This is a genomic window from uncultured Veillonella sp. (assembly GCF_963524655.1).
In the GTDB taxonomy this organism is placed as follows: domain Bacteria; phylum Bacillota; class Negativicutes; order Veillonellales; family Veillonellaceae; genus Veillonella.
In genome coordinates this window covers 16,257-29,503 of record NZ_CAURHA010000025.1, presented here as the reverse complement: position 1 = coordinate 29,503, position 13,247 = coordinate 16,257, and the positions used below count along the sequence as shown (strand labels likewise).

The 13,247-nt window shown below is 42.9% G+C and carries 8 protein-coding genes and 1 pseudogene; 1 reads left to right on the top strand and 8 read right to left on the bottom strand.

Annotated features, from left to right (window positions below; genetic code table 11):
• The 3 genes and pseudogenes from RYM16_RS06135 to RYM16_RS06125 form a co-directional block, all read right to left on the bottom strand.
• Positions 1–527: pseudogene (locus RYM16_RS06135) on the bottom strand (electron transfer flavoprotein subunit beta/FixA family protein); the annotation flags it as partial.
• Positions 528–531: 4 nt separating this feature from the next.
• Entirely contained in the window at positions 532–810 is a 279-nt protein-coding gene (locus tag RYM16_RS06130) for a ferredoxin family protein (protein ID WP_105081226.1), read from the bottom strand.
• Entirely contained in the window at positions 807–2,114 is a 1,308-nt protein-coding gene (locus RYM16_RS06125; protein WP_105081225.1) for an FAD-dependent oxidoreductase, read from the bottom strand. Before RYM16_RS06125 ends, RYM16_RS06130 begins: the two co-directional genes overlap by 4 nt.
• Positions 2,115–2,503: 389 nt before the next feature.
• Between RYM16_RS06125 and RYM16_RS06120 the strand changes: the two genes are divergently transcribed.
• Positions 2,504–2,962, top strand: a complete 459-nt coding sequence (locus RYM16_RS06120) for a helix-turn-helix domain-containing protein (protein ID WP_314982974.1) — start codon at positions 2,504–2,506, stop codon at positions 2,960–2,962.
• Between the two features lie 150 nt (positions 2,963–3,112).
• Here RYM16_RS06120 and RYM16_RS06115 read toward each other — a convergent pair whose 3' ends face one another.
• From RYM16_RS06115 to RYM16_RS06095, 5 genes are all read right to left on the bottom strand, one after another.
• Positions 3,113–4,429 carry an aminotransferase class I/II-fold pyridoxal phosphate-dependent enzyme gene (locus RYM16_RS06115; RefSeq protein ID WP_314982972.1) on the bottom strand — a complete coding sequence of 439 codons (1,317 nt, stop codon included), beginning with the start codon at positions 4,427–4,429 and terminating at the stop codon, positions 3,113–3,115.
• 337 nt (positions 4,430–4,766) lie between these two features.
• Complete coding sequence (locus tag RYM16_RS06110) at positions 4,767–6,635, bottom strand: TonB-dependent receptor (protein ID WP_314982970.1); 1,869 nt, start codon at positions 6,633–6,635, stop codon at positions 4,767–4,769.
• Positions 6,636–6,657: 22 nt separating this feature from the next.
• Positions 6,658–7,569, bottom strand: coding sequence for an ABC transporter substrate-binding protein (locus tag RYM16_RS06105; RefSeq protein ID WP_314982967.1), 912 nt, complete (start codon positions 7,567–7,569; stop codon positions 6,658–6,660).
• 1 nt (position 7,570) lies between these two features.
• Positions 7,571–11,194: a cobaltochelatase subunit CobN gene (gene cobN / locus RYM16_RS06100; RefSeq protein ID WP_314982965.1), complete on the bottom strand. Its 3,624-nt coding sequence runs from the start codon at positions 11,192–11,194 to the stop codon at positions 7,571–7,573.
• A gap of 3 nt (positions 11,195–11,197) precedes the next feature.
• A complete protein-coding gene (locus RYM16_RS06095) occupies positions 11,198–13,246 on the bottom strand; it encodes a VWA domain-containing protein (protein ID WP_314982963.1) in 2,049 nt (682 codons plus the stop codon).
• Position 13,247 lies beyond the last annotated feature (1 nt).

Here is a 13,247-nt window from a genome sequence, read left to right as displayed (position 1 = left end):
TCTACGATTTCGTAACCATTTTCGTGCTCCCGTGTTACAGTTGCTTTTTGAGCCGCTGTATCTACAGCAAATTTACAAGCATACGTTGCTTGCGCCATACCGAGTTCTTCTGCAATTTGAGGGCCTACTTGTGCAGTATCGCCATCGATAGCCTGCTTACCGCAGAAAATGATTTCAAATTGACGATTCATTGTCTTTTGAATATGACGGATAGCAGATGCAATAGTATAACTTGTAGCCAATGTATCAGCGCCACCGAAAGCGCGGTCTGTAACAAGTACCGCATCATCAGCGCCGAGAGATAAACATTCGCGAAGAGCATCCTCAGCTTGAGGAGGACCCATCGCCAATACCGTTACACGGCTACCTTCATGTTCGTCTTTTACCGCAAGAGCTGCCTCTAATGCATGCATATCGTCAGGGTTTACAATACTAGGCAAGCCTGTGCGGATGAGATTATTCGTTTCCGGATCCAGTTTAATCTCAGATGTATCTGGAACCTGTTTGACACATACTAATAACTCCATACACTCACCCCTGTCTAAATTCTACGCCCTTAGCGTTACGCGGATATTTCCAAGTTTTTACGATAGTTTCGCCACAAAGAACACGGCAAGTACCGCACTCTAAACAACCAGCGAAGTCAAAGGCTAAATCGCCATTTTCTTGTAATGTATATAGACCAGCAGGGCAGCCGTTTACGAGTTTCATTTTCTCTTCGCGGCTGAAGCCAGCGCCATCCACAAGGATATGAGGAGACGTTTCATCTACATAATATTTATTGGCGCCCAAGCGCTCTTCTAATTTCATAGGGAACGCACCCCTTTCAATGCATCACGAATCAAGGTTACAAGGCCAACGTCACCAACGCGACCCATTAATTTTTTCAACATCGGAACAGCACCGTCACCGTTTACAGTGAATACATCGCGCATCACATTATTCACGAGAGCTGGATATTCCTTGAATATACGAGGATTGGATGCAAGGAAGTCAGGCATGTTTTTATACAATTTCAAGTCTTTATGCAACCAAGAATTTTTGATTTCACGTTCATATAGACTAGCAATGCGTTCCATATTTTCGTCGCGCAATGCCACGTTAGCAGCAGCTGCGGCACACATGCCGGATTCGATGGCAAGGTCCATCCCACGAATAGTATAACCAAGGTTCATACACATACGCGCTGCATCGCCAACGATAATATAACCATTGCCGCCCAATTGTGGCATTGCTTTATAACCACCTTCTGGTACTAGATGAGCACTATGTTCTTTCAATTGACCATTTTTCAACAATGGTGCAATTCTTGGATGACTTGTGAAAGCTGAAAGCATTTCGTCTACAGATTTATTAGCTTTGCCGATATCTTCAAGACCTACAACCATACCTACGGAAAGGCTTTCTTTATTAGTATAAATAAAGCCACCGCCCAATAAGCCGTCAGTCATATCTCCCAATGTAAGCCATGCCATACCTTCATCACCAGATAGCATGAGGCGATTTTCAAGATCATCTTTCTTAAGTTTATATACTTCTTTAACGCCTACAGCCATAGTACTTGGATCTGTAGGGCCTGTTAAACCAGCTTTTTCCAATAACAATGTATTGGAACCTTCTGCGATAACAACTAGTTTTGCATACACTTCATCATCGTGACAGCGAACGCCTACAACGCGGCGGTTCTTGCCTTCACCTTCAGTGATAAGGTCTGTAACTTGTACGTTAGATACGAGGAGAGCACCTTTTTTCTCAGCCTCACCTGCGAGCCATTTATCAAATTTAGCGCGCAATACTACATAGGATTCCTCATTAGGTTTCCCATCTTGATTACTATACTCAATAGTAGTCATTTCATTGCCAGTGCCAATAGAAATACGTTCTTTTGTCACTTTACGTTCCAATGGTGCACGTTCTCTAAAGTCCGGTACAAGACGTTCTAAAGAATGTGTGTAGATACGTCCACCCATCATATTTTTAGCGCCTGGTGCGGTGCCACGTTCGATGAGTAGTACTTTCGCCCGTTGTTCTGCGAGGCGTAATGCCGCCGCAGAGCCTGCTGGACCTGCACCAACGACGATGACATCAAATGTTTCATTACGATCAATTGCCATATACTCAGCTCCTTTAAATGAAAGCTTAACTTACATAAGTTCATACAGTATATATATATTCTCTACGAATAGGTAAAACACCTTTAAAAAAATCGGCAAAAAAATAAATATATTCTATATTTTACGAAATTATGCTATATAACACTCTATAGGATGTATATATAATCATTATAAGCTCATAGTATTGCACACTAAGATTTTTAATTAAGTGCAATAAAATTCATCAATTCGTGAAATTTATAAGTTTTTTCTAGCTTTCACAGTGAAAGTAGCGTATGATAAAAGTAGGAAAAACCCTATACGGAGCAAGACGCGTATAATACGACCGCATAATGCAAGTCCACGGTCAAGGTTAGGAACTCGTTATTTTTTTAGTAAGAGGAGGCCCTATGGACCCGTTAAGAATCTTGAAAGCATTATCCAATCCGCATCGGTTAGATATTATATTGTGGCTAAAACGCCCAGAGCAAGAATTTGGTGTACAAGTACACTCTAAAACTCTTATCGATTTTCCTAACAGTGTAAGCGTTAAGAGTATCCAAAAACGCTGCGGTGTATCTCAATCGTCTATTTCTACATTTATGAGCATCTTAGAAAATGCGGAACTTGTAGAATCTCGTAAAATCGACCAATATACCTACTTCCGTCGTAACGAAAAGGTAATTCGCGATTTTGGTGAATGGTACAATAAAGAAGTATCCATTCAGTCTGATCAGGTTGACAGACTGTTAGAAACGGTTATCTTAGAAGACACTTCGTATCCAACAACAGAGGAAAGCTCTATGCCTAGCGAGCAGCTCGCAGCCGAATTGCATACTAAGGGACCACATCATGAAGAAGAAAAATAATTCTCCTTCCCTACGTATCCTACCTAGGGATAAAACAAAAAGAAGCTATAACACATAGTATTATAGCTTCTTTTTTATTTTATAAGTTAGAATAAGCCCTCCAACTGGAGGGCTTTCTTTATATTATGATTATGATTATATTTCTAATTGTTAGCGTTGTGCTTCATAGGCTCTGAATAGTTTAGATAGCAACTCAGGCGCTAAGCGTAATAAGTCTGGATTTTCACAGAAGGATACGCGCAATTGTGTCTTACCAGGGTTATCTTCACCTTTTTTACCACTGTAGAAACCATTGAGCGGTGCCATGAGTAGGGTGTACTCTTGCCCATCATCAAGGCTTACTGCGCCGTGTTCAGCACACCAAGAGGCAAACTCTACACCATCAAAGCCAGGTTTAGCTACCTTGCGTACGTCGATTACAAAATAAATAGACGCTTCAGGGCGAGATACGATGAAGTCCGGCTCTACCTCTTTGAAACCTTGGTGAAGTTCAAAGATCATTTGACGGTAGTAATCGCGTTGTTGCTCATACCAGTTGTGCAATTGTGCGTAGGACTCGTGCTTCAAAGCGCCAAAAATATATTGGCCCAATGTATTAGCACTGAGGTTTGCCGTATATTCAGCAACAGATTTTTCGTAGCACAATTTATTGTCTGTAATGATGGCACCAATGCGAAGACCACAAGCATTCCAAACCTTACTAGCCGTTTCAAGGCTGATACGGCGGCCTTCGATACCAGGTACATCCTTATCGGTTAAAGCCCAAATACTAGATGTTTCTTTCCCTTTTTCGTAAGCCAATTCACGGTATGCTTCGTCAGAGATAATCCACAAATTATGTTTAACGCATAATTTAGTATATTCAATTAATGTTTCCTTACTGAATAATTGACCAGTCGGGTTATCGTAAGGAATGATGAGCAATGCGCCCGGTTTTGTATCGATAATGCGTTGCTCTACAGTCTCAACGGATGGTAATTCAAATTCCCCATCTTCGTTAAGCTCACGCTCAACAGTCACTGTTTTACGACCAATGCGAAGGCCTACCGCATCATAGTTTGTATAAGATGGGTTGAACATCAAAAGAGGACGTTCCTCTTCGCCTGCACCACCACATACGCCGAGCATGATGATTTCCATCGCCATGGATGCACCGTCCGTTACGAGTACATCAAGGCCAGTTGTATCGAAACCTTGACTGCGCAAAATATGAAGGAATGCTTCGCGACATTCATTAGTACCTGTAGTTGGTACGTATGGCACGATGCCATTATGGAACGGGCTATTTACACCGCCCAAATTGAACAACCTACGCTGCATGGCGGGATGCATAGGACGCATTACATTACCAATAGAACCATTCACCAAGATTGGCGGGTTCTTACGTTCCAAGAATTTAATTTGTCCTAGGCGAATGCCAGACGGCTTGCGAGCCATCATATACGGCGACAATTCTGGTTGTTTCATTTCGATCCAACTCCTCTAAAAATAAACCTCCTCAACAAGGAGGTTTTGATAACTGTGAAAGTAACAAAACACCTGCTATACAAGTAAATAACTGATACATCACAAAGTAAAACATAAAATACGATTAAAATAGATATATAATACATAATATTATAGAGCTTTTACTATAGAAAATCTATAGTTTTATAACACATACTTATTTACATATGCCTAATTTATCGGCTATTGAAAATAACTCTCATAGTGCTGTACTACTATACCACGATAAATTAATGTAAAAATGAAAGAGCCTAACTAAAGGCTCTTTCAGAGTGATGATTATTAAGGTTTATAACTATTAAATAGTTACTTCAAGGCCTAAGCGGAAGTTGCGACCTTGACCTGGCCACCAGTCACCAGGGTTACCCCAACGAACGCTAGATTGTTCTGCATAGTATGTATCAAAGATGTTATTAATACGGCCAAATACAGTTACATTTTCGCGTACACGGTAGTTAGCGCTGATATCAGCCAACCAGTATGTTTTACGAGGGAATACATTAGCAGCAGTACCAGGACGATCGATGACGCCGCGAATATCCAAGTGAGCATCCCATTTAGCATCATTGTAGTCAAGACCAGCATTAACCGCATGTTTAGGCACATAACCATCACGGTTAGCTTTACGAGTTGGTGTTGCATCGATATGAGTGTATGTATAGCCAAGGCGGGCAGATAAGTGGTTTGTCAATTGTTTACGTACATCTGCATTGATGCCATACGCTTTTTCAGTATCAAAATTGCGATATTGGCCGGTAAAAGCTGCAGGATTTGTCATAACCCAACCAATTCTGTCCTTCGTATGACGGTTGAAGAAGCTAAGGTTACTGTTCCAAGTTTTACCGAATTTATGGTGTACACCAAGGTCAAACTCACGACCTGTTTCAGGTTTCAAATCGCGGTTGCCGTTAAAGCCATCAAACAATTGGTATGGTGTAGGAGCCAAAAAGTACTCTTTATATGCAGCATACACATTTGTTTTCGCATTTACATCATAGCCTAGGCTGATGGATGGAGATGTATGTGTACCGAAGGAAGAATGATGGTCAATACGGATACCTGGTGTTACCGTCCACTTAGGAGCGAATTTCCATTCATCTTGGATGTAGTAAGACGCATTCGTAAGTTTTACGCCGCCCATGTTAACCACTTTATCTTGACGCCAATCGAAACCACCTACTACCGTATGGTCTTTAGCTTTGTATGTTACTTGATCGCCGATACCACGAGTTTTTACATCTGTTAAGTATCCATCGTACGTTGTTTTGTAGTGATTATTCATCAAGTACAATTGATGGCTCCAACGGTTGCTGATTTTGTTATTCCAAATAGCGCGCAAAGAATCATTCGCTTCATTACCATAACGAATGTGGTTTAAAGCACCTAAATGGTCAGAGTACATTACATCGCCACGGTATGTATCGTAGGAAATTTTTACATCATTTTTATCATTGATTTTGTTTCCTACCATAAAAGATGCATTATGGCTATTACTATGTTGAGGAATGCGTACGCCATGACCATCTTTATAGGAACCGATGATATCTTTTTGTACGCCTACACGCCAGTACCAATCATTTTTGCTACCTTCGTTCGTAATTGCATATTGCTCTAAATCATTGCTACCGCCCATGACGCGTAACTTAGTTTGAACGCCTAGTTCAGGTTTTGCAGTGATTACGTTAACGACACCACCGATGGCACCAGAGCCATACAATGTAGAACCTGCACCACGTTGTACTTCCACGCGATCAATGCCAGACATATCTTTCAAAATTGTCATTGGCGGATTCACACCAGCGGCCCCCATATTGATGCCGTCTACCAAGTACAATACTTGGTCAGAACCATTGATACGAAATGCGTTAGAATTTGTGTAACCTACGCCACCACCGTATGTATTGATATCTACGCCTGGTATGATATTCAAGGCTTCGTTCATTGTTGTAGCGTGACGTTCACGAATATCGTCGCCTGTTACTACACCTACGCTAGCTGGTACTTCTGAAAGTTGTTGTTCACTACGAGTAGCAGTAACAACAATGGTATGCGTTTCCTTCGCATCACCTGCATCAGCCGCTAATACTTGGGTTGCACTCAATGTACTACCAAATACCAGGGCTAACCCTACATACATGGATAATCGTTTCATTTTGGATACTTTCATAAAAAACCTCCACACACATAAATCACATACTATATATATATTGTGTCATAGATACCATTGCACGGGTCATAAATTGGGAATAACTCATGATCTGTGCAGAATCTACGAGAAACACACGATGGTTAGCGATAGCTTTGACACCTTGAAGGGCAGGATCTGAATAGAGCTGATCTGCCGATGCAGGCTTATAGCCATCAGAAGTATAGGACGCTGATGGAATGATAATCACGTCGGGGTTCATGCGAATCAAATCCTCTCGCGTCCCATTGTCATAAGCACCAAGACCTAATTCAGCAGCCGCATTGGTCACCTTCATATACTTACACATATCATCAAAGGTTGACCCCTTACCACCATTTAGGCCAAATTGCGAGTAAAAAGCCACCACAGGACGAGGTCCTGTATGCTTACTAGCTAAATCCTCTACAGTTTTCAAATCTGCATCCATGCTAGCAATCAGGGATTCATCAGAGGCATGTAAAAGCCCTGCGACCTCATGAATATTAGCCTTTGCTTCTTCAACCGTAGTTGGTGTCTTGTACACATACACTGGAATCTGCATATTTCGCATTTCTCCAATTGTATCTGGGGACATCCAGTTTGGAATTAATACTAAATCAGGTTGTACAGATAACAAGGACTCTGCTGAGGCTTTTACATGCTTCTCTACCTTGCTAGCCGCATCAGGCACGTTATTTGGCAATGTACCAACGGCTGCCACACGGCTTGGATCCACCAAGGATAAGACGATATCCTCCGTACTCGTACCAATAGGAACTATACGCTTTGGTTCATTAGCCACCGTAACAACTGTGCCTGTCCCATCTGTAACTTGATGTGTGGTCCCTGATGTCCCCGTCTGTGTAGGGCCACAGCCGACCACCAATAGTACCATCATTAATATGGTACATATAATAGATATTCTCTGTTTCATGCTAACGCCCTTCTATAACACCTTCCATAGAAAGATATAAAGACTGTAAATCTTGTAACATCTCTTGTGAAGCAGCCCAATAGCCACGTTGAGAGGCTTCTAACAAGATTTCTGTAATACGCTGCAAGGCCCAAGGGTTTACTTGACGCATCCAGTCTTGCACGGTTTTATCTAAGGCGTACTTATTAGCATACCCTTCGTAAATCCAATCTGGTACGACATCACTCGTAGCATCCCAACCAAAGGTATGGGAAACCACATTTGACATATCTGAAGCCCCTTTATATCCGTGTTGCATCATGGCTAGAATAAATTTAGGATTCTGCGTCTCCCCTTGTACGACGCGGCGAATTTCTTCACCTAGGGAGCGCATCACTACACGGCTGCGGTCAGAGCTATCCCCCACATAGGAACGTGGCGCGCTACCCTTTGCAGTCCGTACTGCCGCAATGAGACCACCATGATAGCTATAATAATCGTCCGCACTTATAATGTGCGTTTCCCGATTATCTTCATTCTTAATCGTCACATCCATCGTAGTTAGTCGACGTTGGAATAGCCTCATATCCTGAGGAATATCCTTATGCAGGTGAAAGCTACTCCACTTGCTATATACTTGTGCAATATCTTGTAAGGACTCCCAGTTTTTTCCTTCAATTAAAGCGCCTACCCCTGTGCCATAGGCCTGTGGCGGATCGCCAAATATGCGGAGTCTCGCCTTTTTACTAGCCAACAGAGGGTCCTCACCTTGTCCAACGAGCCAATCTACATCATCATGAATATGCTTTTTAACGTAGTTGTCTTGTGGGGACTCGTCTAGTTCTGCTACTAGTTCAACAGCCTTATCGAGCCAACTAATAGCAGTAGGCATCATATCTCGAATGAGTCCACTAATACGGCCCATCACATCGATGCGAGGACGCTGTAATTCCTCTAACGGAATGACTTCTAAGCCTGATACGCGCCCGCCTGACTGCCATTTAGGCCGAACCCCTAGCAAGTATAGAAACTCACCTAAACACTGACCATGACTTCTAGAGTTACTTGTAGCCCATAGAATGATACCTACTGTCTCAGGATAGCGTTGCTCATTTAGAATATAATCAGCAATGACTTGATCTGCTAGCTCTATGCCTAATTGATAGGCTACCTTTGTAGGTAAAGCCCGTTCATCTAAACCATAGAAATTACGTCCTGTAGGCAGTACATCGACTTGACCACTCGAAGGTGCACCCCCAGGTCCAGGCTCTACATACCGGCCTTGTAAGGCTCTAGATATAGAGATAAGCTCATTCTTCGTAGCTCCTAACTTAGGAATATACTCTTGAACGATAGCCTTTGCCAACGGTTCTAACCGTTCAGATACGGAGTAATCTGGCGTATTGACTACATAGCTTACAAAGCTACGCAACTCATCCCATATGCGGTCTATAATAACACTGTATCGTGTACCATCCTTATCAGTTTCTCCAGCATGTTCCTCAACATAGGACCAATCGTAGCCCAGTTCCTCTGCTATAACAGCAAGTCCCGATGCCATCTCACCTTGAGGGTTTCGGATAATAGCTGTAATAAATTCTTCTAAGTCTATCCCCTCAGGTCCTTGGCCTAAGATATGCAAACCATTGCGCATCTGCATATGCTTTAAGTCGCTCAACTTTTCGTGGACCTCAGTAATGATAGCGTCCACCGCCATAGTAGTACCACGGTCTTCTTCAATAAGATGACAGGCGATAGCCTTCTCTCGAATCACTTCGCCTATATTAGAGACGCTTTCTCGGTGTTCCTGCTCAAAGTGACTATGCTCATCGAGCAAGGCTTCTAGTTCTTCAAACTCATCATACAGCCCCGCTGTCGTCATCGGTGGTGACAAGTGCCCCACTAGGCAAGCCGAGCTACGTCGCTTGGCTTGTATGCCTTCACCAATTATGGTAGTCCAGTAGGGATAAATATTAGGCAAACTAGAGATTCCTATTTCAGGGTAACAGCTAGCACCGAGGCCAGCCCCCTTACCAGGTAACCATTCTAAGGAGCCATGGGTGCCGACATGAATGACCGCATCCGCTTCAAAGACAGTTCGTACCCAATGGTAAAAGGCCAAGTATTGATGCGGTGGAGGCAAACAAGGATCATGGTAAATAGCAGATACATTTTCACCAAAACCGCGAGGCGGCTGCACGGTAATCCACAAGTTACCGTTAGCGAAGCCGGGAATAATAACATCATCGTCATAAACGAATACATCCCCTGGCACCTCTCCCCAGGATTTGACCATTGCCACCTGTGTATCTTCTGGCAATGTAGCAAAGTATGCTTTGTAATCAGCACTACTCATACGGCCTTCTGCAGAAGCTAGTAACTCATCGGTTAGCATAGAGCGATCATTCGTCATATGCGATGTAACTAGTTCCATCAAGTCTGCACTGGTTTCCGGTACACTATCGATTGAATATCCTTCCGCTTGCATTTGACGTAATAATCGGAGTACTGATTCTGGTGTATCAAGACCTGCGGCGGAACCAATATTGGAGTTCTTCGGTGGGTAGTTATGTAATATAATAGCCACCTTGCGCTCCGATACGGGAACGTGGCGCAATTTAGACCATTTAATGGCGCGTTGCACCACTGCACCGATGCGTTCTTTTACAGGGAGGTACATATAGTGGCCCTGCTCATCAAAGGTCTGACAAGCCACAACACCTCCGTGGATAACACCATCTAGTTCAGGTTGTGATATAGATAAATTCACATCTAATGGCGTCACCCCCTGCGGGTTCTCGGCCCACGTTTTTTCATCCATGTATATCGTATACCCCTGAACAATAGGAACATCCTGTAATTTTAACTCCTCCAAGGTTTGAGCCCCTAAGGACTGGAATGAAAATTTGCAAGTATTTATGAGCACATCAAAGGGGAATACATCCTGTCCAAAAAGATAATTCATGGACAGTTTCATATTCGGAATACCGACGCGAGGATTCGATCCATACTGACCATAAAAGATAATCGGATTATACTGATGTTTATAAATCTCTTCAAATAAGGCCTGTTGATACGCAATATCCCCCATGATCCATTCATCTCGATAAAAGTAAACCGCTATGGATGGCCAGTCACGATGGCCTTCAGCCTCCATAAACTCATCATAGGTTTCGTAGATATTGCCTGCGCGCCCCATAATGGCTTGCCAAGGGATAGGATTGGGTTGTTCCCATTCTGAGGCAGGTTCTGTACTCAAAGCACCATTGATAAGGCGTACATAGTTCATAACACCACTAGTGCGGCGGTAGCTTTCAAGAAGAATCCGTTTATTCTCGTCCATTTTACGGTATAGAATATCTGTTTTCTTCGGCTCAACCACATCAATCCAGTATTTAGGATGATGCGCATATAACCAGCGCTCTAGACGTTCTAAGAACGGCGAGTCTAAGCCAACTCCCATGTTCGTTACAAGAACTACATCAGCAGCACGGAGACGGCTTTCAAAGTCGGCATCCCATAGAGGAGATTGTTTCATATTACAAATATCTACCTCTCCTTGTAAAAGTTCTGGATAGGTAGCGACAGCCTTTTCTATATATTGGATTTGTTTTCCTAAATTAGAAATATACATGAGACGACTCATGATTTACCTCCGCGACACCCGCAAAATACGATCTGCCGTAATAGTATCCATGGCATAATAACTGCCATTCATCAATTTACATAATTCCTTAGCTAATCCTAGCTTGATAAATCCTGTTTCCGTATCAATAACGATACCATCAACAGGCAAGGTTCCCAGAATACGCGCCCATTGTTTCGCCTCTGCTACGGGGTCCTCTGAATCCCCAAAAGTAGCGCGACCATCGGTGATACAAATAATTTGTATGCGCTCCGCTGAATGTCTGCGTAGTAATCGCTCGCATATTGTATAGGCCGTACGCAACCCATGAGATAACGGTGTTTTACCACCGGTAGGCAATGTTGCTAATAATCTCTCCGCTCGCTCTACACTGCGCGTGAAGGGTAATAATACCTCTGCAGATTCCTTGCGAAATGCAATGAGCCCCACTGAATCACGATGAATATAAGAATCTCGTAAAAGACTTAAAATAGCAGCCTTTGTCGCCTCCATACGGTGGCGAGCTGCCATAGAGCCACTAGCATCTACTACGAAAAGCTGGTATCCACCAATTCGTTTTTCGCGAGCCTTTCGGCGGTAGTCCTGTGGTTTTATCACAATAGATAATCCCTTAACATCTTGCTGTTCTAATGGCAAAGACTGGGTAGATTTTTTTTCTTGTTCCCTCTTAACAGCAGCTCGCAACCGCTGATAGGGCGCAGCCGCTCGTAGTGTGTCTACTAAGGCCAAGTCCTCTAGAGCATGCTCGTCCTGATAAGCTCGAATCATGCGACCTCTCGTGTCCTTTGTTTTTGTCATGAGACGACGTCCTGAACCCTTGCGGTATTTTCGATCTACAGTCTTAGATGACTCTAATTTCCACTGAAATAATTCATTAGCTATACGGGCAACCGTATCGGGCAAGGATAAAGAAGAGATTCCAGTAAATACATCATCAATTGTATTCATAGCATTTGAATTATCCGACGATTGCGCTGTAGCATCCAGATTATTAGGCTCATTTGATTCATCATCGTCAAAATTTGTATCTGTTGAGTCAGGACTATCTATATTTGAATAATCTTGTCCATTAGCATTTAAGTCATCAGGACTAGATTCATTATAATCAGACTCTCCAGAATCAGCGTTATTGGAATCACCTATGTCGTCCTTATCTGTTATTTCAGCACTCTGTTGCAACTCATTTTGATTGTTTTTACAATTTAATTCCTCGCCTTGTGAGGGCTGCGAATCCGCTGTATCACTGCGCTTCATGCGGTGAGGCAGAACATATAAAGCGGCTTTTTCTGCATGGATCGGCTTGCAATACAAACTGCCCTCAAGAACAGCGAGCGACTTCATGACTTGTAACAATATATATTCAGCCCCATGACCTACAGTTCTTGCTTGTAATGCGTAGGATATAGCCAGTGAAAGCATGGCATCAGGAACAGCTACAGCTTGAACACTCTTATTTGCTATGAGAGAACCTATATCCTCAGATGAAGGAATGTCTATTGACTTAGATTCCACCTCAGATGGCCCATCATCTAGGTTTGTTTGATTACCACCAAATGTGGATATATCAATACATTGAATTTCTTCTCTATGTTGTTGCAATACTACGATACGCGACTCTAGAGAAGGCGTCTCCATCGATACATGCACATCTACGAGTTCCCACTCCGCATCATCTAGGGTTTGATCCTCATGATTGATGGTCATGATCAGCAAGATTTGGCGACGCTTGGCCTCGACCAGTAGTGCATGTCGCACCTCTGGTGATAACACATGTCCATCATCGACAACCCAACAACGCGTGCTAGTGTCATCTAATAAACCGGAGGACATTACCATCTTGCCCTGTTCTAGAGAAGCCTCAAAATCGATAGACTCTTGTAACTGTGAGTTATCTACATAAACAGGTATTAAACGATAGGGAATTTGCCATTTCTCGAGGCACTGGCGAAGGATATAACTTTTACCAACACCAGTACCACCAGAAATAACAATGGTATGAATCTGGTCATTTACAAGGCCGATTTTGAGGGCCTCTTGTACAGATGTATCCATG